The organism is Methanobrevibacter ruminantium M1 (genome assembly GCF_000024185.1).
Taxonomy (GTDB): domain Archaea; phylum Methanobacteriota; class Methanobacteria; order Methanobacteriales; family Methanobacteriaceae; genus Methanobrevibacter; species Methanobrevibacter ruminantium.
This window is the reverse complement of the sequence record NC_013790.1, coordinates 282,563-303,952: the sequence shown is the minus strand read 5'-3', so window position 1 is coordinate 303,952 and position 21,390 is coordinate 282,563. Positions and strand designations below refer to the sequence as shown.

Genomic DNA, 21,390 nt, shown 5'->3' with positions numbered 1-21,390 from the left:
TTCCTAATTGTTTAAATTAATTATTATTAAATTGAATTGTTTTGTTTATTATTATAATACTGTATAATATTTGATTTTAAAAGTATAAAAAATTATTTAAAAAGTAGTTTTATTGTTATAGAACAATTGTGAAAATTATGAAAATCTTATTGAATATAAAGAATCTTAAAAAGATTAAAAAAAGTAGAAAAATAAAAAAAGAAAATAGCTGAATAGCTATTTGTTTAAAATAAAAGTTTTAAGCAGTTTATAAAAAAAATATTTTGATTAAACTTTTTCTAAAAGTTTAACCGATATATCTAAGGTCGTCTTGAGTTTGTGCTTGCTGTTGGCCCATAGCCCTATTGATCATTTCCTGCTCCATCTCTTGAGCCTTATTGATCATTTCACGAATCTCATTAGCTCTTTCCTCTAACTCGTCAGTGCTGACCTCAAGCTTTACAAGGATAGCTAATTTTGCCAAAATGGCTTCAGCAGCTTCAGCATCAATGAAATAGCCAGGGGTTTTGCCCATTAAGCAAGCGCCTTTCATACCTCTAAGTCTTCCTAATCCTAAGAATAAACCAGAAGCACCTACAATACCGCCATCAGCAGATCTGATTTCAATATCTGCTTCTTTGAGCATTTCAATACGTTCCTCATCAGTAGCAGCACCTAAAACACGGTCTTCTACACCTTCTAAAGGCTGACCGGTAGCAAGGCCTCCTAATGTGTAAAACTCTTTTGCTCCAAGAGACTCTACAAAATCAAGTATGGAACCACAGAGTTCGTATTGACCTTCAGGATTTAATCCTTGACAGTTTCCAACAAGGAAAATGAAATCCCTTTCGTCTCCGCCAGCAGATTTCAAGTAGTATAATTCATTCTTCATATCTTCAACAATTCCGCCTTCTCCAACAAGAACTTGAGGAGGGAAGTATGGAGAATAAATCTCTACAAATTTAGTGGCTTCCAATTCATCAATTACATGGTCAATAGCTAATTTTCCTACATGACCGACACCAGGAAGTGCTTCAATAAATATTGGATTGTTTAATTTAACTTCTTCTAATACTTTAAATTGGGTTGTTCTCATAAAATCACCCCATTAGGATAAAATTAAGCATAATAGATAAAAATAGATAAAAATAGAAAAAAATAAAAATAGGATAATAATCTTGAGAGAATCAATTCAATGAAACTATTGAAAAGACCAATAATCTTGAGAGATATCAATTCAATGAAACTATTGAAAAGACCAATAATCTTGAGAGATATCAATTCAATGAATCTATTGAAAAGATCATTTCATCAAGCCTATTATTATTCCTTATTAAGCATCTCTTTTTTTAATTGTCTTCTATATTTACCGTACTTGTCCTCAACTGAGAATTTAGGAGGATAAATCACCCTTAACTCTCCGCCGCAATTAGGGCATTGAGGCTTTAGTGTGTAAATATTGCAAACAGGACACTTTTTCATTTTCATTTTCATCTGATTCACAATTAATTATCAATTTCACGTAAGAATTCTCCTTTTCCACCGTTTTCAATGACAATGTCAATAGCCTTATTGGCGGCCTCTTTCAATTGACCTTCTGCAAGCTTATAGTCAGTGGAAGTTACAGTGATTCTGTAACGAGGAGCTCCAACACATTGAACTTCAATATTTTCGTCTTCAGCTGCTAAAAGGGCTTCCCTAATGATTTCCACTCCATGTGGAGCATAGCTTTCAATGTCAACATATCCTGTAATGTGAACTTCAGGAGGTTGAATGTTCTTGACAGCCACTTCAGTGATTGCATCAGCCCACTCTTGGCTAATGCCCTCTTCAGTAAGAGTTTCAGCTCCTTCTTCAGCTGCACTTTCAAAAGCGCCATAGATATCTCCAAAGATATCCATAAGCTCATAGCCTACTTCATCATAAGCAGTATCTAAGTCCTTATCTAAAGATTTAGCAGCAAGTTCCAAGAATTTTTCAGCTTTCTGTTCAATTTTCCATTGCTGAATCTTTTTGGTCCTTTGGTCTTCCCTGATTCTTTTTAAGGAAGCGTCTACATGACCCTTTTTAGGATTAACCCTTAAAACACGAGCTACAATCTTTTGATTTTCTCTTACATGATCTCGGATATTTTTAACCCAACCAGAAGAAACTTCAGAAATATGAATAAAAGCTTCTTTACCTGCGTATTCTTCTAAATTAGCGAATGCACCATAGTTAAGAACTTTATATACAGTTCCTACAATAAGTTCTCCTTCATTTGGCCATTCTTGACTTTTTCTTACCAATTAAAACACCGAAATATAAAAATAGTTAAGACTTCTAGAGTCTTAATTTATAAATCACATAATAATTAATCGAAATTAAAAAACAAGCAGTAATTTAATCATTAGATTTAAATTAAATGAATAAATTCTTGCTTTTAATTGATTAATTAGAAATAACCTTGAACTTAATCTAAAACTTCATCGATGTGAGCCATGATTTTAGCTTTTCCTCCACGGGATTTAACAATGGTTTTACCGCAGATGATACATTTTACATCAGAAGCTGCACGATCGAAAATGATTTGTTCGTTGTCACAATCTAAACATTTAACTCTTAAAAAGTTTCCTCTACCATTACTAGCCATACAAATCACCTTAGTTAGATACCCATTCAGGTTTTCCTACTCTGAAAGATTTTCTGATGTGGGATTTTCCACATTCTTTACATTTGTATCTTAAATCTAATTTCTTAACCGGCTTGTTACCACCTGGCAATGGTCTTGGATAACCTCTGTACCCTGCGGTAACTCTTCTGAATTGTCTTTGTCCCCATTTTAATTCACTAGCTTTTCTCTTTTTGGAAGTGTGTACTTCGTGAATAGTGTGTCTTTTACAATGTGGACAGTATGTTCTTTTTTCTTTAGGCATCTTCATAAATATCACCTTATCTGATAATCCAAACGGATTTTTATAATATATAATTACAACATACCACTTAGAACTGTTTAGGTTTCTAAATTGCATGAGGATAATCCTGCAAACCTTTAAGAACCTTTTAAGTATCTCAAAAGCAAGAGAGCATCTATTATTTCCTTATTCATACATAGAGTTATTAGTTTTTTGTTAAACTAATAAAAAAAAGATTGTAAATCTTATCTAATTGAACTAAGATTAAAAATCTTATAAGATTAATAAAAATCTAATCTATTAATAAATATTTTAAAATAAGAAAATATCTTTATTATAGATACATTAATTATATATGTTTAATAACTATATTTAAACCTTTGGTATTAAAATAGAAAAAATAGTTTAAAAGAGTCTTTTTGATAAAAAATATAAAGAATTAATATTTATTTAAATATCAATTAGACCTGCCTTATTATTGTCTATAAGTATTTGTGCAGTTATATTTGGTAAAATAACCACATCATTTGCTATAAAAGGACCATAAATCTTTTCATCAATTCCCATAAATGAATCAATATTTTTGTATATTACAACTGTAGTGTTTTCCAATTCTTCCTTTTTAGCAAAAGCTTTTATAGATTGAGATCTTGGTCTTTCTGCTTTAGCAGTTGGAGCATGACTTGGTTCTTCTACTTTAGGTCTAGATTCGAACTCTTCTTTAGATCCAACTTGAGATTTAGGTTTAGGCTCTTTTTTAGGCCTAGGTTTTGTTGAAAACATTAAATCTGCTTCGCTAGGCTCTGCAAAACTGGAACTTGCTTGAATGTTTGCTAAATCCGCTTCATAATCAGGTTCAAAATTGTGTATGCTATCAAATTGACTGTCTGGATTTGCAAAGATGCTGTCAAAGTCTAATGTTGATGAACTTTTCCTTTTAGGCCTATCTTCGATAGTTTTAGGCTCTACTTTAGGTTTAGACTCCACTCTAGGTTCGGATCCTACTTTAGGTTTAGACTCTAATCTAGGTTCAGACTCTATTTTAGGTGCAGATTCTACCTTAGGTTTAGACTCAATTCTAGGTGCAGATTCTACCTTAGGTTTAGACTCTATTTTAGGTTCTGATTCTACATCAGATTCATAATCTGGTTTAAGTTTAGAATCAAACTCATTATCTTGACCATTATAATTTTTACTTTCATAATTAAGATTATTAGACATGGAGACATTTGGAACTACTTTAGCCTGATTATTGATTTGCTTTTCAATAGGTTCGTATTTTTCATCTGTAACAACAGTTGAATTTTTAATTTGATTTAACCTATCTAAAACCTCATCAGATCCACCTACATTGGTATTAGTAGTTTCTACAGCAGACTCTTGAACTTCTTGCTTAAAACCACTGCCAGAACTTTCTTCAACAGGAGTTTCTACAGCAGGCTCTTGAACTACAGGATCAGCACCGGACTCTTCAATGGAAATAGACTCTCCACTGAATCCATCAGTAACGGACTCATTAGAAGAACCCCCCTCATTGAAGAACTCTTCATCAGAAACAACCCCTTTATTAACACGGCTTTTTACAACGGAAGCGACTTCTTCAAAATCATCCTCTTCTTCGTCCTCATAATCATCAGCACCCCAATCGGCTTTTTCATCCCCGAATTTGTCCAATGAAATATTATATCTATGAGTCTTAAGAGCGTCCATCAAGGCGAAATATAAAGTTTCCTCTTCAGGTGTAAGATGCAATGGAGTTGTATCAATCAAATCAAACTGAGGGTTTCCTTTTTTGAAAAGATGGAAAGACCTATAAATATTATTGTTTGCAGCCGTACTGATCTTTGATTCTCTCCATTGACAAATCTCAGTAGCAATCCTTTGAGCATTGTTCAATAGATTTGATTGAGCAGTATCGAAAGGATTTTGAGCAACAGAACGTTCTAAATCTCTAATATAGGAATAGAGTTGTTTATAGAAATCTTTATCCACTCTTGCTAAAGTGGATTTAGTCCGTTCCTCCTTTTGAACCCTTCGCAATAATTGAAAAAAGTCTCCATCCATAGAAATCATCTTAAAAATAAAGTATTAATAAATCTTAATAATAATAAAGTTTTATGTGTATGTGCATAAATGTAAATTAAAGTAATTAATAAAATAAAAAAAAAGAATAAATTAATTTAAAATTAATTTATTCAACTAAATCCTTTGTTTAAAACATCTTTTAAAATCTAATCATAATCGATTTAAATAAACTAAATGAATTAAACAATCTATTCTTCTGATTCTATCCTTGGAGCAAGCAAAAAACTAAGCTCACCATCATTTGCAACTCTTCTTAAGGTTAAGGTTACAGGCATGTCATCTCCAAGGCTGATGTTAACGATATCAGAAAATTTATCTGCCTTAAGCATTTCTCTTATCTTTTCTAAAGAGAAAATGGATTTAGCGCTTGCATCTATCTTTTCACCGTGAAGATATTCAATATTTGCATCTCCGAATTCACCTTGAGCAAATGCTTTAAAGTACTCTGGATCTACCATTAAAGTGATTTTATCAGAGAAAATATCCATATCTTGAATGGAATCCTTTAAAAGAGAGAATGGAATCTCAAATTCAGTAGGATAGTTCAAGGATGGAGGTGCTGGAGAGTCATATTCAATATCAATCAATCTGATTTTAAAAGTCCTGGTAGCTTCTCCTTCAAAGGTAAGGATAAAGTTACCTTCATCCAATGACATCAATACGCGATCATCGGATTTGGAACGTTTTAATACTTTCATCAATTCATCAGTGTCAATATTAATTTTTTCAGGTTCATCACAAACAAATTCATCAAATAAACTTGCTTTAAGTTCTAAATGAACAAATGTAATATGACTACGGTCTAAGGCATCTAAACGAAAACCTTCACTGTCAGTTTGAATCTGCACTTCATCTACAATAGATGAAATAGCATCAAAACTGCTTTTTAAAATACTAGAATCACTTAACTCAGCTTTAAACATTATAAATCATCTCTTGATTTAATTTAAGCATTGCTATATCTTATAAATTATAAATATAATTAATTAATGCCTTAATAATAATTTTTTAAAAATATGTTTTTCATATTTTTATTATAATTAAAATTTAGTAATTCATCATTTATAAAATTTTATAATATGGCAAAATATTTAACTTTAGCTATGAAAAAATTTTATGAAAAACAAATAATTTATGGAATTTGATAGTATAAAAAGATTTTCCTTTTTGGAAAATATTGTTAAAAATAGTAAAAAAAACTTATAAAATTTAGATAAAATAGACTAGAGATACCTAAAACAGACTACAAAAAGCCAATAGAATCCGAAGGTATCTAAAATAACTAAGAAATCCAAAATAAATGAAAATAAGAGAAAACTCTTATTTTCTTAAGCTATTATCAAAATTAGTTCCTTGGATGATTCTTCTTTTCTTTTCTTCCAATTCTTCCGCTTTTCTTCTTCTTTCAGCTTCCAATTCCTCTTCAGATAAACCATCATCATCGAATTTTGAAATGTCCACTGATTTTTTAAACTGAGGTTTGGATGGAGCATCATCATCATCGAAATTGTATTTAGAATATTTATCTTTTAAATCAGACACATTATCATCCTCTAAATCAGTATCGTTATCAAAATCCTCGGAATTATCGGAATCAATCATATCAAAATCGTCATCAAGATCCTCTTCAATTATATTGTCAGTGTCTTGAATGCCTGTTGAATTTTTAGTAGAAGAAGCAGTTTTATTTAAATTTGAGTCGGAATATAAGGCATCAATATCTTCATCGGATATTTCGTCATCCTCATCAAAAAGGTTTTTATCAACAGAGCTTTTATCGCCATCGTCGTTGGAAAAATCAGAGCGTTTTTCTTTGCCAAAAACGCTAGAAAATACAGAATCAAAGTCATCGCGACTTATATTATCATCTTTAACATCATCATAGTCGATGTCCCTTATGCTTTTAAACATATCCAGCATAGAAGAAGACTGATCGGCCTTTGTAGAAGAAAGGAATCTTAAAATACTGAAACCGATAATTAAAAGACCAATGATAATTAAAAAGACTGCAAGACCTGCAGTTTCACCAGATAAAACATTATCTACAACTCTATCAGAACTGGAGTTGAGATAGAATATACCCATGATTAAAATTCCCAGTCCAACAATGAAACTAAGAACTGTGATAATAAAGGAAGAATCCATTTTTATAGACCCGAAAGAGCTAAGGAATCCTTTATTTTTCTTTGATAAAACATCCTCTGAAGAAGCATTATTTACCTTTATAACTTTCATATTCTCATCAAGAAGCTCTTCTTCATAAGATTGATCGATATCCTCACTGTCAATAGAGTCATCTTCGTAATCTTCAGCATCTAATGAGGTATCTTCAGCTTCAAATGAAGCGTTTTCGATATCTTTAACGCTCATAGAGCCTTCATCTCCACCGACAGCATCTAAGTTTTCTTTAGAATCGACAAGTTCATCAGAGCTTAAGTCATCTTTTTCATTAACAATGCTTTCAACATAATTATCCAATTCAGAAGATTCTGAAATTTCTTCTTCATCAATAGATTCTGTATTGAAAGCTTCAGATTCATCTAAATCCTTATATTCATTATGAATAGGAATAATTTCATCTATTTCTTCTTCTGCAGTAGAATCGATAATAATATCCTCTTCAAATTCTACATCAGAACTAGCATCTAAAGATTCTGCCTCAGAAGAAGCATCTAAAATTTCTTCTTCAGATTCTGCCTCGGAAAGATAATTTTCTATATTAGAATATTTATCTTCAGATTCTAATTCAGAAGCAGCATCTTCAGAATCTAAGATGGAATCATTGGTTTCCTGAGAATCTAATTCCTTAAAAACCTCTGAAATAGATTTAGATTTAGTAAATCTAGTTTTTTTATTAGAAGTTGAATCTGTATTTTCACCAGCAGATTCATTGTTTCCCTTGGAAACATCTTCTAAACCATCATTTTGCGAATTAGACATTTTATCTCCTTACTTAAAAAATCTAGAATTAATACTTTCTAGAAAATCACAATTTACTTAAAATGAATAATAAATATGAATTAAATCCTTAAAAGGATTAAATTGATTTAATTGATTTTAATTGATTTAATTAATCTTAATTGATAAATTAATTATAAATTATTTGAATATAAACTAATAGTAATTTTAGTTTAAAAATAAATTTTAATGGATAAGACCTAATAATTAAAGCCGTTTAATTACTTAATCATATCCTCTCCACTTGTGATGACATTTTTCACAAGTAAAGAACCTGGTTGGTGCCTCATCAGCACTACGGGTTTGTAACAATTCATAGGAAGCACGATCGTGACCGCATTTAGGACAAATCTCTCTTACAGTAGAGCGCATTCCGCTTTCATCTCCTCTCATAATAACACTATCACTGGATTCTACTGTTTCCTTAACTTTATATTGGTCCTGATCAACTTCAGAAGGGTCTTTTTCATAGCCACAAGTCATGCATTTAAAAACAACTTTTTCTTCTTCTGTTTCTTGGTTTGATTGATTTTCTTCATCAACTTTTTCTTCAAGGTCTTCTTTTTTAACCTTGACAGTTGTGTTCATCATCATACCATTACACTTTGGACAGAACTCCATCAATTAACCTCCTCTACCAAATAGAATAGAATTAATTATAAGTATTTTTCTTATTGCCATCTACCAAATCAGAATAATAAAAAATTAATCCTGAAAGATTTTGAATTTTAAAAAATTAGCAAAGATTTCAAATTGTTTTTGCTAAAAAAATCTAAATTAATTGCAGATGACTTAATCTAACTAATTATATAATAATTAAGGTTTTTTATTTCATAGTATATAAACTTAATTTAAAAATAGGGTAAAAAATGGGTAAAAATTATAAAAAATAGTAAAAATTTAGTAAAAAATTATAATAAATCATTTGATTAAGTCAATGGATAAATGGTAAAAAATTTAAAATATTTGATTGAAAAATTAATGAAATTCTTCTTGAAACTAGAATAAAAAATAAATAAATTTTTCAATGAAAAACTTGATGAGATTTATAAAAATTTATAAAAAATAAATAAATTTTTCAATGAAAAACTTGATGAGATTTATAAAAATTTATAAAAATTAAAAAAATATAAAAAATAAATTTGGAAAAAAATAGTTAAAATAATACTTTGTGAATTGATAATATTTATCAAACTTTTATGAATCGATTATTCCTTATCAAAATACTCTTTGACCTGATTTAAAATCATCCTATGATCAAAGGCAAGATCTAAATTATCCAAGTCATCAAATGAGAAAATGCCAATGTCCTTTGCATCATCATCTGCCTTGGCATCATTCATATCTCCATGAGCTAAATAGAATACGCTTACTGTGTGTCTTCTTGGATCTCTATCAGGGTCTGAATAGACATTGAAGAGTTTAATCAATTCAACATCAATGCTTGTCTCTTCTTTAGCTTCACGGACAGCTGCATGCTCTGTTGTCTCACCATAATCGACAAAACCACCAGGCAATGCCCAGAAATCCTTATAAGGGTCATTTTTACGTTTAATTAGTATAAACTCTTTCTCATCGTTAAAAATAAATATGTCTACAGTTAAAGATGGAATCTTATAAGCCATAATCACACCCCAAATTAATATAAATTAATAAATTAAACCTTAAATAAATAAATATTGATAAATTAAATCTTAAATAAAATAAGTAACTTGATAATAATAAAATTTATAAAAAAATATATAAAAAAAGATAGAAAAAAATGAAGAATTATAATTCTTCAATTAACTCTTTAAATTCAGCAGTTTCTTCTTTTAATCTTGTAGCTGCTTTTAAAAGAGAGTTTCTAGGTCTTTTTGATCTTTTGGTCTTGATGGTCATAACCGGCTTACCTGCACCTGTAAGAGGGTGATCGATTCCGTAAACCGCATATTCCACATCATCATCTTCCATAAGATATTTTCTTAAGACATTACAAAGAGAGTGGTTTTCACCATGAATAATCATTTCAAGTTCTAATTTTGATTCTTTAATAACTTCAATTTCCATAATACCTTTTCCTTTAAAATAAATAGATTAACAGTTAAATTGCAAATAAATTACAAATAAATATAAAAATATGAAAGTTAATTCAATAATTCAAACAACCATTATTGAAATTAATAATCATAATTCTTTGAAACCTTTCTTTTTTCCTTTCTATTGCATACCGGACAGTATACTTCAGACTCTGTACGAGGCTCCATAAATGCTCTGCATCTTGTACACATAGCCTTAACAACACCAGAAGTAATGTCTTCAGTATTCAAGTCCAAATTATCTCCCATAATCTTAACTACTTTTGCTTCAATCAAATCTCCGATTCTAAAAGCGTCAGTAAGCTTGTCAATATATCCAGGAGTCACTTGAGAAATGTGAATAGCTGCCATATAAGGAAGAGCCAATTGACGATCGGTTCCCTTTTTAGCGTATACACTAATCAAGGCTCTTTGGCCACGAACGTCCTTCACTTCACCATATACAATATCTCCAACCTTCAATAAGTTTGGACCGCCGGATTTTGAAATTACAGAGATTTCCTTTTCACCATTATCAACAAATACATTTCCAGGAACACCTGATTTAACACTTCCATCATCTTCATATGCTCCAGGACCTGGCAGGAATTCTTCACTTACACTTAAAAAGTCGCCAGGCATTACAAAATCTCCAGATTCTACTTTCATCTAAACACCTCATGATAGGGCATTGCCCTAAATTTTAGTTTGTTAATAGATAGATTCTCCAAAAATAAATTTCATAACTCCGTTTATAAAATAGGGACAATCCATCCAAGCAAATTTTATAATTCCATTTATAAAATTTTTATAAATTATATGAAATTAAATTAAGTAAATTCACATTCATAAAAGCATTAAATTTATGAAATTGATTTGAAATAACTTATCATCCATAAAATTAAATTATTTATATGTAAATTATTTATGTTTTTTAGTAATATATAAAAAATTCGGTTTTTAGAAAATTTTAAATAAAATAATGTTTTTTATATTGGAAGATTAAAAGCCTTAATTAAGATTACACTGCTTTTTATGATTATAATGAATACCAATATGTCCAATTGCCAAAATAATTGAAGATATAACTAAAAATATGCTATTTGAATAGATTCCAAACAAAAAGAATGCAATTACAGGCAATGTGGCACCTGGAAGGGGAATCATTAAAAGACTATCACACATATCCTTCATTGTATGGCTTGACATAAAGTATCTAATCCAATAAACCTCATACAAAGCCATTAGAATAAAAATAATAATTAATAATAATGACCAGCTAAATTTAGCACCGCAAAACAAGGCAAATACAACAGTTGCCACTTCACCAATACGTTCAAGGATTAACAATATCTTATTTTCTCTCTTTGAATAATTTTCATAATCTTTAGGGATAAATTTAGTCCAGATTATGTTTGGAACAAATAGGAGCAATAATAAAAACAATCCAAGAATGGAGAATTCGAAATTCATAATATCACTGATTAAAAAAGATATTTAAAAAAAAATAAGAAAATTGAGAATAATTGAAAATAACTGAGAATAAATAAATAACTAATAATGATTAATTATTATCGAAAAAAAATCAAAAATTATTGAGAATTACTGATAATAACGATCCTCAAATAATATCTCATCTAATTGATACTTTTCCCATTCCCTTTTATTTAGAACTATCTCCAACTCCTTTGGAGTTATTACAGGCTTCTTATACATCTGAGAGTCATCGATTGCTATCCTTGGGCATGCTGTAACAACAAATCCTTCAAGTTCCATATACGGAAGAAGAACATCTGGATTGATATGATCCATAAGAAGGATGAATGCTTCCATTCCCTCATCTTCAAGAAGTTTTTTCAGCTCTTTAGCCAAGGCCATCCGATATTGGCCTTCCTTTGAGGAAACGATTATTCCCCATTTCTTAACTTCCCTTGCCTTGACGATTCTAGCAAACCTTATCCTAAGAATCCTATCTGCATATCCGCTCATTTCACGAATGTCGCCACTATAAGGATCAATTGCCAAAACAGGAGAATTTGTAAACATATAAATCCCTAAAGGATGGAAATTTCCGCTTCCAATAAACAGATAAACATCTGCCCCCAGATTCTTGATTGAAGAGAAATTGCATCCCAATACTTGTCCTTTCCTTGTGCTTCTTGAAGAGCCTATTACAACTTCCTTTCCATGGTCTTCTAAAAAGTCAACGATCTCATCAAGCAAGTGTAGGTGCTGTGCTGTTGTTGCAATGGCCACTTTAGAATAGTCCTCAAGCATTTCCAAGGCATCTTCTAAATATTGCTTTATATTCACATTGGCCTTTGCCTCAATAAACATTGTAGGAATGCTATATCTAAGTGGGAGGGGGGTATGGCCATAATGAACAATAAAGTCAACTATTCCATTCATTTTCCTATCTGACACATCACATGCCCCAAAGCAGGGATCCGCAGATATAATTACATTTGCCTCTGTGTTCTTTTCAATCTCTCGAGCAATAGCTACCGCCTGCATCTTGAGACCTTCCGGAAACTGCAAACCTACATTCTTTACATTTAAGGAGTTAATCTTTCGAATAACCTTCTTTAATTCCATATCGTATATTGACATTTTATCAGACAAGCTAATTATTAAAAAAAGTAATAAATATTTTTGAATAGAAGTTAAATCTATTCAATGAAAAATAAATAATAAATAAATGAATAAATTGATAAAAGATAACTGGATAAAAGATAAATGGATAAATAAATAGTTATAACTTTTAAACAAGCAATGATTAGATTAAAGAATTAACTACAACCTATCCATCCACTATTAGATTAAAGAATCAGCTACAACCTTTCCATCCACTACATCCAATTTTACAAGAGTTACAATATTTTCTCCAGTTTTATCTTCAACTATCTTTTTTCCTTCTCCCTTTTCAACTACAACAAATGTATCAAGGATATTCACACCAATAGCCTTTAATTCATTTATTACAACAGAAAGAGTTCCTCCAGTACTTACAACATCATCCACCAAGACAATATTGTCTCCTTCATTTAAGTCATTGATGTATAATTTGGAAGTTGCATATCCTGTGTGCTTTAAGATTTCATGCTCTCCTTCCAATCCATATTCCCTTTTACGGATAACAAGCAATGGAAGGCCTGTTTCTAAGGATAAAGCAGTGGCAATGTGAATTCCCATAGCTTCAACCCCAACAATCTTATCGACTTTATCCAAATCAATCCTTTCAGCGAGAACTTCAGAAATCTCTTTTAGAACACATGGATTAAGGGCAGGTATTCCATCACTTATTCCATGAACGAAGTAATCGTAATCTCCTTTTTTAACAACAGGTGCATTTCTTAATGATTCAACTAAATTTTCAAGCATTTTTAAACCCCTAAATAAAAATTAAAGATTTTAAATAAAAATTTTAATAATTTCTTATTTTAAAATCCAATGATAAATTAAATAATTCAATAAATTTTTTTAAATTCAAAAACCCATGAATAAAATAAATAATTCAAAAATTTTTATAATTTCAAAAATCCAATGAATAAATTTAAATATCCTATATTCAATAATTTTATAACAAAAGATAAATAAACTTTTATATAATATTAATTTATACAAAATAGTTAATAAGATAAACTATTAAATGTTCCACTTGGAACAATAAATTTAGAAAAAAATTAAATTAATTAAAATTATCATTTAAAACAATATCGGAGCAGATATTATGTCCATGTTAGGAAGTTTAGGAGAAAACCTTACAAACACCATGAAAAAGCTAGCTGGAATGAGTGTTATAGATAAGAAGGTTATTAAAGAAGTTGTTAAAGACATTCAAAGGGCTTTAATTCAATCAGACGTAAACATTCAGCTTGTATTAAAATTATCAAAGACAATCGAAAAGCGAGCACTTGAAGAGGAGCCTCCAAAGGGAATAACCCCAAGGGAACATGTAATCACAATCATCTATGAAGAGATGGTCAATCTCCTCGGAAGCGAAGCTCAAGAGCTTAAGATTACAGAAAAGCCATTTAAAATCCTTTTCTTAGGATTGCAAGGTAGTGGTAAAACCACCACCATAGGCAAATTATGCAGATACTTGCAAAGAAAAGGTTTCTCACCAGCTGTCGTATGTACAGACACTTGGAGACCTGCAGCATATGAGCAGTTAAAGCAGCTTACTGAAGAAATGCAAATTCAACTTTACGGAGACCCAGACAATAAAGATGCACTTGATTTAGCTGAAAAAGGTCTTAAACACTTTAAAAATCAAAAAATCATCATCTTCGATACTGCAGGTAGGCATAAGAATGAGGAAGACCTCATCGAAGAGATGAACAAGTTAGACAAGATCATTAATCCAAGCGAATCCATGCTTGTAATTGACGCAACTATCGGTCAGCAAGCAGGGGAACAGGCTAAAGCATTCTCCCAAGCAACTGACATCGGTTCAATCATCATTTCAAAATTAGACGGTACAGCTAAGGGTGGGGGCGCTCTCTCAGCAGTAGCTGAAACTGGTGCGCCAATCAAATTCATTGGTACCGGAGAAGGAATAGATGATTTTGAAGCATTTGACCCTGAAAGATTCATTTCAAGACTCCTTGGAATGGGAGACATCAGAAGCCTTATCGAAAAGGCTGAAGAAGTGATTGATGAGGATGAAGCCACCAAGACCATGAACAATATGCTCAGCGGAAAGTTCACTCTAGTGGATATGAGAAGCCAGTTTGAGATGATGAACAGCATGGGACCTATGCAACAGGTCATGAACATGATTCCAGGGCTTGGAGGAAAGATCCCAAAAGAGGCAAGCCAGATGACCGAGGATAAGATCAATGGATTTAAGATAATCATGTCCTCTATGACTGAAGAGGAAATGCTCAATCCTAAGATAATCAAGCAATCCAGGATTCAAAGGATAGCTAGAGGCGCTGGCGTAGAGGAAAGCGATGTAAAAGAGCTATTGAGATATTATAACAATACCAAAAAGGCTATGAAAGGTATTGGACGAAGAGGAATGGGTGGAGGAGCTATGAATAGGATTATGGGTCAATTTATGAAATAGGCTCCATAATAATAGAAATCATAGATATCCTTTAAAAGACCATAATAAGAAAATCCAAATACCCTTAAAAAGACCAATAATAATAGAATTAAGGACCAATAGGTCCTAAATTTTCTTTTTTTATAAAAATAAAATCATTCTTGTTTTTATATATTTAAAAACATAGCCATTTTAGATATAATCTTATTTTAATTATTTAATCATATTTATTAGAGAGGAATTCAATTGAATCAAGAAATACTAAATAAAGCAGAAGAATTAATAAATCATACAAATGGAAATATCTGTAATCACTGTTTAGGACGTAAATTCTCAGACTGTGTTGAAGGAGATGGAAATGAAGATAGAGGTGCTAAAATAAGACAAGCACTTAATCTAGAGCCTTACAAAGCAAATGAAGATAATCCTGCAAATGATGAAAAATGCCTAATCTGCAATGATTTATTTGAAGACCTCAACACTGTCCTTGATTTGGTGAATGAAAAAATAGATCTCCTTAAGGTGGAATTTGACACCTTTGTAGTGGGATGCAAGCTTCCAAAGGAAATAGTGGAAAAGGACCAAGAGATAAGTGACGAATTTGATTTCAATGTTGAGATAATCAAAAAGGAAGTCAACAGAGAAATCGGCAAGCTCCTTGAATCAAATCTAGAGCAGAATGTAGACTTTGATGGAGAGGATGTCCTTGTAATGGTTGACTTTAGAAGAATATTAAAGGAAGACATTGAAAATCCAATCAAGGTCCGCCTTCAGATAAACCCAATCTTCATAGAAGGAAGATATAGAAAGCTTATCAGAACAATTCCTCAAACCAAATGGCCTTGCAGAAAATGCAAAGGAAAAGGATGCGAGGAATGCAATTTCACAGGCAAGCAGTACCCAGAATCTGTTGAAGAGCTGCTCTCTGAAGTGGTTCTAAAGCACACCAACGGATACGAAGCCAAGTTCCATGGTGCCGGAAGGGAAGATATAGATGTTAGAATGCTTGGAACAGGCAGGCCATTTGTTCTTGAGATAAAAGAGCCAAAGATAAGAAAGATAGACCTTAAAAAGATAGAAGAAGAAGTTGCAATCTCTGCAAAAGGAAAGACAGAATACCTTAATCTCAAGTTTACAGAAAGAAGAAGAAAGGCAGAAATAAAGGAGTCATCTCCAGATACCTATAAGGTCTACAGAGCTCTTGTAAAATGCGAAGATTACATCAAGGAAGAAGACCTTGAAAAGCTTCAAACACTTCACATAATCCAGCAAAGAACTCCTATAAGAGTCTCCCACAGAAGGGCAGATAAGATAAGACAAAAGGAAGTCAAGGAAATAAAGGCAGAATTCATTGACTCTAAGACCTTTGAAATGATCATTAAAACCGAAGGTGGATTGTACATAAAAGAGCTTATCTCTTCAGATGAGGGAAGGTCCAATCCAAGCGTAAGTGAAGTTTTAGGCACTCAAGCCATATGTGCAGAGCTTGATGTGATTGAAGTGGGGATTAAATAATAATCCCTAAAATGTTCTTTTATATTAAATAATAATTCTTCATAAGTGTTCGCCTAAGGACAAACTATTTTTAAAAAACAATAAGTTTATTAACATCTTAAAATATATACTTTATTACTATCAAAAATAGAAGATTAGATTAATGCTGAAATCTAGTCACTAAAATATATGAGAATTTTATTATATTTTTGATATTTTTTTCTTTCAATATATAAAATTTGGATATGTTCTAGTCAATTAAACCTACGATTAGGGCTAAGTCTAAATTAACAACTATATATTGGCTTTTACATGAATAGCTAAACCGAAGGGCTAAAATAATAAAAAAATAACTATTATTGGCTACTAGCTATTTAAAAAGATATAAAATGATGGGTTTTATATTTTAATACACAATTAATTAATTTTAAAGAGGTATAAAAATGCAAAGATCCAGAGGATTTAAAAGTAGAAGTAGAAAAAAATTGACCAAGAAAGTTAGACCTGGTCGTGCTAATCCGATCACCAGAAGAATTCAGCAATTTGAAAACGGTGATATGGTACACATTATCATCGACCCAAGTATTCAAAAAGGCCAACCTCATTCCAGATTCCATGGAAAAACTGCTAAAGTAGTAGATAAAAAAGGTAAAGCTTACATACTTGCATTAAAAGATGGTAATAAAGCAAAAGAATTAATAGTTACTCCAGAACATTTAAAATTACAAGAGTAATTACAATACTCCAAAAAATTTAAAATAAAGAGTGAGTACAATGATTGGGAAAAAAACATTAGAAAGTGAACCGATACCAGCAGCTAAAGTTAAAGAAATATTAGAAGAGTTTTCAGAAAAATATGAGCTCAACTATGAACAGAACTTGACCTTAGCTCATGTGACTAATCTAAATAAACTTTCCCTAGAAGATGCTGAAAAATTAATCGAAGAGCTTGAAGCATTCATGACCCATAAACAAGCAATCCGTGTAGCGGACTTGCTTCCAAGAGACATGGCAGACTTAAGATTAATTTTTGCAAAAGAAAGAAACGCTCCTTCTAAAGAAGATATGGAGCAAATTCTTGAAATTATTGAAAAATATGAAATTTATGTTGAGGAATAATTTTTATTAATCAACACCTTTTTCATATTATATTTTTCTACTTTTTTTACTTTTTTTAACTAATTTTCTTATTTTTACTTATTTAAACTTATTTTATTAAATTCTAACACTTTTAAACTGATTTTCTAACTTTAACTCCTTTTCTACGAATTTTATTAATTTAAACTTATTATGCCCAACAAACTATTTTTAACAATCATTTTCCTGTTTAACTTAAAATTCATTTTTAAAAAAATATAATAAGATTAATATAATATTAAAAAAAAATTCTTAAATAAGAATTTTAATACTTTTAATCAAATTCATATGAATTTTAAGTATTGAAAAAAACATTTAAATAATAATTACAACTTTTAAAACAAAGTTTAAAGAATTATTATTCAAATATTAAACAAATAGAGGAAAAACATGAATTTTAAAACAAAAGGAAGCTTGATTCTTATTTCATTACTTTTCATTTTAATAATAGGTATTGGAATGGCATCAGCATCCGAAGATATAAATACAGATATAGACACGGATTATCAATCTGATAGCATTGATGTGTCTGATGTAAGTTTAAATGATGAACAGATAGCATCTGAGGATAGTTTGCCTAACTATGAAATTGCAAATAAATCCAAGGACAAACTATATGATGAAGGAGAAGAAGAGGAAGGCGGCATAACAAATGACGATGATGATGAAAATTATAGAATTGATGGAATCTATGCAGATTATACAATTACACCGTCTGAAAATGGAACTATCTTTGTTGAAGGAGAAAGAATACAAATAATATTTAATTTTACAGATCAAGACTATGAGCCTGTTTCCGGAGACTGGTTTATTAATTTTTATGGTGAAAGTACAGATGTCGACATATATCATCCATTTGAAGCAACCGGGCTCACCGACTATGTCGTTCCAATTTATTTGCCTCCAGGAGACTATGTCATATTCTTTTATGAAGGCGTGGTTTTTGATGATTTTGGTGGAATAGAAGATGAAGGAACTCAATTAGATGTAACTTTTGAAGATGCAGAAGGAAACCAATTAGATAATCCGGAATTCTCTATCAGAACCAACTACAACAAAAAGGTATATGCAAATCTTACCATAGACTACAGTGTAGCAGAACTTGAAAATCTAGTGGAAGGAGACGATATAACTGCAAAAATAAGCTTAATGGATGAATTCAATAACAAAATGACTGAAAAGGTTAACCTAGAGATTTACAGGAATGGAGAAAACTATGATTCTAAAAAGGTAAACGTTGTAGAGGGCCAAAATAACAACATCATCTTTGAAAACCTTCAGGAAGGAAACTATTCATTGGAAGTTGCAAGCATTGACAGCGTTCCAAAATACACTAACATCATAACAAAAGCAGTCAACTTCACAGTCAAAAGCAACTATGACCCAGACAACTACCAAATCATCCTCAATCCAGAAGATGAGAAAAAACTTGTAGGAGACTCATATGAAATGGGTGTAAAACTACTAAATCCATCTGAAGAAGCAGAAGAAGGAAGCATTGACTTATACCTAAATGGAAACTTTGTAAAAACATTAGAACTTAACTATGATGAAGATGGTTACTCCCACCACATTGTAGAAGGCCTTCAGCTTGGCCCTAACAATGCCACATTCCTATACCAAATCAGAGATGGAGTAAACGTAAGCGAATCAGTAAACCTAATCAGATACGAAACCGAGTCCATCATAGACCTTGAAAGCTCAGATATCATTATCGGTGACGATGCAAAGATCAAGGCCAGCCTAAGTTACCTTGACGGAATCGTCAAAAAGCCAATCAACGAAAACTTCAAGCTTTATATCAAAAACTACGTTGAGGATGAAGATGAGGTCGAATTTGTCTATGATGAAGAGTTTACCATAAAAGGAAGCGAAACAATAACTCTTAGCGACCTAGAGGAAGGAACATACTACATTTCAGCTGTATACAATGGTAAAAACTACAAATACCTAGCAACTGAAGAAGAAAGCACCCTTGAAGTATTCCCTAAGGAAACAAGAGTTGACGCTGTCGCAAGAACCTATTCAACTGAAGAGAATGTTATTGTAGGCATAGAATTAGCTGACCTATCTGGAAAAGCCATAAAAGGCACTGTAAATGTTGTCCTTGACAACAAGACAAGTTACCAAGTAAACACTACCGATGACATCCAACATCCTGTGGAATTGGACCTTGGAAAGTTAGGCTATGGCCTCCACAATATTGAACTAAACTACACAGGAGACGATAGCGAAGGATGGCTTCCAAGCTACAACAATGCAGAATTCCTAGTAATCTATCCAAGCTTCATGAGCATTGAAGATGGAGACGTCACCTCCGGAAGCGACCTGACTGTCAACATAAGCTTGACAGGCCCTGATGATGAAGGAATAAACGGAATCATTACAGTTCGCATTTACGACAATACCGGAAAATATCTAATAAATGGAGACTTCAACACAACAAATGGAGTAAAAAGCATTGAACTCAAAAACATCACTAAGGATTATATCATCTATGGACGCTACTATGGATTGGATACAAGCAAAATAGAAATAGGACCTAGCAATCATTATTTAAGCAGCGAAGCTTATGGATTCATTAGAATAGCTGAAGGGAAAAGCGAAAAAACCGAATATGACCTTGAATTGACCAAGGTAAATGACAACACAGTAATTGCAAGCCTTAAGGACTCCGATTCAAAGCCTGTTGCAAATGCAGAGCTAACAGTAAAAGTGAATGGAGTAGAATCCAAAGCAAAAACAGACAATAATGGAATGGCCAACATTAGCTTCAGCGGAAATTCATCAATCAAGGTAAGCTATACTGATGCAAATAACACAACTGCAAAGGCATCTATGGAAATAATTATCATAAACAATGTTACTGAAAAGATTGTAAACCAAACAGTAGAGGTTCCGGTTGAAATAGAGAAGATTGTCTATGTAAACCAAACCGTGGAAGTCCCTGTTGAGGTTGAAAAAATTGTATATGTCATTCCAAACAGAACAGACACTGCATTCGAATACGAAAACATGGTTACAACTGCAGTGGCATCTGCAGATGGCAGAACAGGAGAATACTTCAATGTCAGACTAATAGACGCAACCGGTAAGCCATTAGCCTACAAGCCTATTAAAATAGGATTCAATGGAGTCGTATACGACCGTACAACCGATGCAGACGGAAGAGCAAAACTTCAAATAAACCTCGGTTATAAGGGAGATTACACCTTTGCAATAGGATTCCTTGGAGATGACAATTACACTGGAGCATTTGAAGTAGCTAAGATAACTGTAAAACTTCAAAAGCCACAGTTAAGCACTGCAAGCAAAACATATAAGGCAAGTGCAAAGACAAAGACATTGACTGCCACCTTCAAGAGCGAACATGGAAATACAGTAAGTGGCAAAAAGATAAGCTTTACAGTAAACGGAAAGACATACAGCGGAACTACCAATTCAAAAGGTATAGCCAGCGTAAATGTAAGCCTATCCAAGAAAGGAACTTATAGCTTTACTGTAAAATGGGCAGGTAATGATCAATTTGCATCTGTAACAAAGAGTGGAAAATTGACCATTAAATAAAAATAGTTTTGTTAATCCGAATAGAAACAAGAAATAGATTTAATTGAGTCTTAGAATTATTTCTAAGATTCATTTTTAATTTTTTTAATTTAAAAACAAGTGAAAACAACTCATTATAAGTTAATTTAAATTAATTTAATGAAGCAATTTTTCTAAGACCAAATTATTA

At 31.7% G+C, this 21,390-nt stretch carries 19 protein-coding genes and 1 pseudogene; 5 read left to right on the top strand and 15 right to left on the bottom strand.

The features are described from left to right. Positions 1–286: 286 nt before the first annotated feature. From MRU_RS00900 to hpt, 15 genes are all read right to left on the bottom strand, one after another. Positions 287–1,075, bottom strand: a complete 789-nt coding sequence (locus tag MRU_RS00900; RefSeq protein WP_012954987.1) for a proteasome assembly chaperone family protein — start codon at positions 1,073–1,075, stop codon at positions 287–289. 227 nt (positions 1,076–1,302) lie between these two features. Then, positions 1,303–1,473 (bottom strand): RNA-protein complex protein Nop10, encoded by a 171-nt coding sequence (locus tag MRU_RS00895; protein WP_012954986.1) that lies wholly within the window; start codon positions 1,471–1,473, stop codon positions 1,303–1,305. Positions 1,474–1,484: 11 nt separating this feature from the next. Beyond that, entirely contained in the window at positions 1,485–2,267 is a 783-nt protein-coding gene (locus tag MRU_RS00890) for a translation initiation factor IF-2 subunit alpha (RefSeq protein ID WP_012954985.1), read from the bottom strand. A gap of 164 nt (positions 2,268–2,431) precedes the next feature. Then, positions 2,432–2,611, bottom strand: a complete 180-nt coding sequence (locus MRU_RS00885; RefSeq protein WP_012954984.1) for a 30S ribosomal protein S27e — start codon at positions 2,609–2,611, stop codon at positions 2,432–2,434. A gap of 10 nt (positions 2,612–2,621) precedes the next feature. Then, complete coding sequence (locus MRU_RS00880; protein WP_012954983.1) at positions 2,622–2,900, bottom strand: 50S ribosomal protein L44e; 279 nt, start codon at positions 2,898–2,900, stop codon at positions 2,622–2,624. Between the two features lie 423 nt (positions 2,901–3,323). Further along, positions 3,324–4,937 carry a DNA replication complex subunit Gins51 gene (locus MRU_RS00875; RefSeq protein ID WP_012954982.1) on the bottom strand — a complete coding sequence of 538 codons (1,614 nt, stop codon included), beginning with the start codon at positions 4,935–4,937 and terminating at the stop codon, positions 3,324–3,326. Between the two features lie 209 nt (positions 4,938–5,146). Then, a complete protein-coding gene (gene pcn / locus MRU_RS00870; protein WP_012954981.1) occupies positions 5,147–5,881 on the bottom strand; it encodes a proliferating cell nuclear antigen (pcna) in 735 nt (244 codons plus the stop codon). A gap of 397 nt (positions 5,882–6,278) precedes the next feature. Next, the gene (locus MRU_RS00865) at positions 6,279–7,898 is read right to left on the bottom strand and encodes a hypothetical protein (protein WP_012954980.1); all 1,620 of its coding nucleotides are present in this window, start codon (positions 7,896–7,898) and stop codon (positions 6,279–6,281) included. Positions 7,899–8,141: 243 nt separating this feature from the next. After that, complete coding sequence (locus MRU_RS00860; protein WP_012954979.1) at positions 8,142–8,537, bottom strand: transcription factor S; 396 nt, start codon at positions 8,535–8,537, stop codon at positions 8,142–8,144. Positions 8,538–9,124: 587 nt separating this feature from the next. Next, a complete protein-coding gene (locus MRU_RS00855; RefSeq protein ID WP_012954978.1) occupies positions 9,125–9,541 on the bottom strand; it encodes an NUDIX domain-containing protein in 417 nt (138 codons plus the stop codon). 145 nt (positions 9,542–9,686) lie between these two features. Then, positions 9,687–9,965, bottom strand: a complete 279-nt coding sequence (locus MRU_RS00850) for a DNA-directed RNA polymerase subunit L (protein WP_012954977.1) — start codon at positions 9,963–9,965, stop codon at positions 9,687–9,689. A gap of 110 nt (positions 9,966–10,075) precedes the next feature. Then, complete coding sequence (locus MRU_RS00845) at positions 10,076–10,642, bottom strand: exosome complex RNA-binding protein Csl4 (protein ID WP_012954976.1); 567 nt, start codon at positions 10,640–10,642, stop codon at positions 10,076–10,078. A gap of 342 nt (positions 10,643–10,984) precedes the next feature. Beyond that, positions 10,985–11,446, bottom strand: coding sequence for a hypothetical protein (locus MRU_RS00840; protein ID WP_012954975.1), 462 nt, complete (start codon positions 11,444–11,446; stop codon positions 10,985–10,987). A 129-nt stretch (positions 11,447–11,575) separates the two neighbouring features. Next, the gene (gene dph2 / locus MRU_RS00835; protein WP_012954974.1) at positions 11,576–12,583 is read right to left on the bottom strand and encodes a diphthamide biosynthesis enzyme Dph2; all 1,008 of its coding nucleotides are present in this window, start codon (positions 12,581–12,583) and stop codon (positions 11,576–11,578) included. Positions 12,584–12,787: 204 nt separating this feature from the next. Beyond that, entirely contained in the window at positions 12,788–13,354 is a 567-nt protein-coding gene (hpt, locus tag MRU_RS00830) for a hypoxanthine/guanine phosphoribosyltransferase (protein WP_012954973.1), read from the bottom strand. Between the two features lie 349 nt (positions 13,355–13,703). On the opposite strand from hpt, the pseudogene MRU_RS00825 reads away from it, so the two are divergent. From MRU_RS00825 to MRU_RS00805, 5 genes and pseudogenes are all read left to right on the top strand, one after another. Further along, a pseudogene (locus MRU_RS00825) lies at positions 13,704–14,915 on the top strand (signal recognition particle protein Srp54); the annotation flags it as partial. Positions 14,916–15,269: 354 nt separating this feature from the next. After that, positions 15,270–16,538: a tRNA pseudouridine(54/55) synthase Pus10 gene (locus MRU_RS00820; RefSeq protein ID WP_012954971.1), complete on the top strand. Its 1,269-nt coding sequence runs from the start codon at positions 15,270–15,272 to the stop codon at positions 16,536–16,538. A 422-nt stretch (positions 16,539–16,960) separates the two neighbouring features. Next, on the top strand, positions 16,961–17,251 hold the full coding sequence (locus tag MRU_RS00815) for a 50S ribosomal protein L21e (protein WP_012954970.1): 291 nt from the start codon (positions 16,961–16,963) through the stop codon (positions 17,249–17,251). A gap of 40 nt (positions 17,252–17,291) precedes the next feature. Beyond that, the gene (locus tag MRU_RS00810; protein ID WP_012954969.1) at positions 17,292–17,636 is read left to right on the top strand and encodes an RNA polymerase Rpb4 family protein; all 345 of its coding nucleotides are present in this window, start codon (positions 17,292–17,294) and stop codon (positions 17,634–17,636) included. A gap of 408 nt (positions 17,637–18,044) precedes the next feature. Then, the gene (locus tag MRU_RS00805) at positions 18,045–21,221 is read left to right on the top strand and encodes an Ig-like domain repeat protein (protein WP_012954968.1); all 3,177 of its coding nucleotides are present in this window, start codon (positions 18,045–18,047) and stop codon (positions 21,219–21,221) included. The last annotated feature ends 169 nt before the right edge of the window (positions 21,222–21,390 follow it).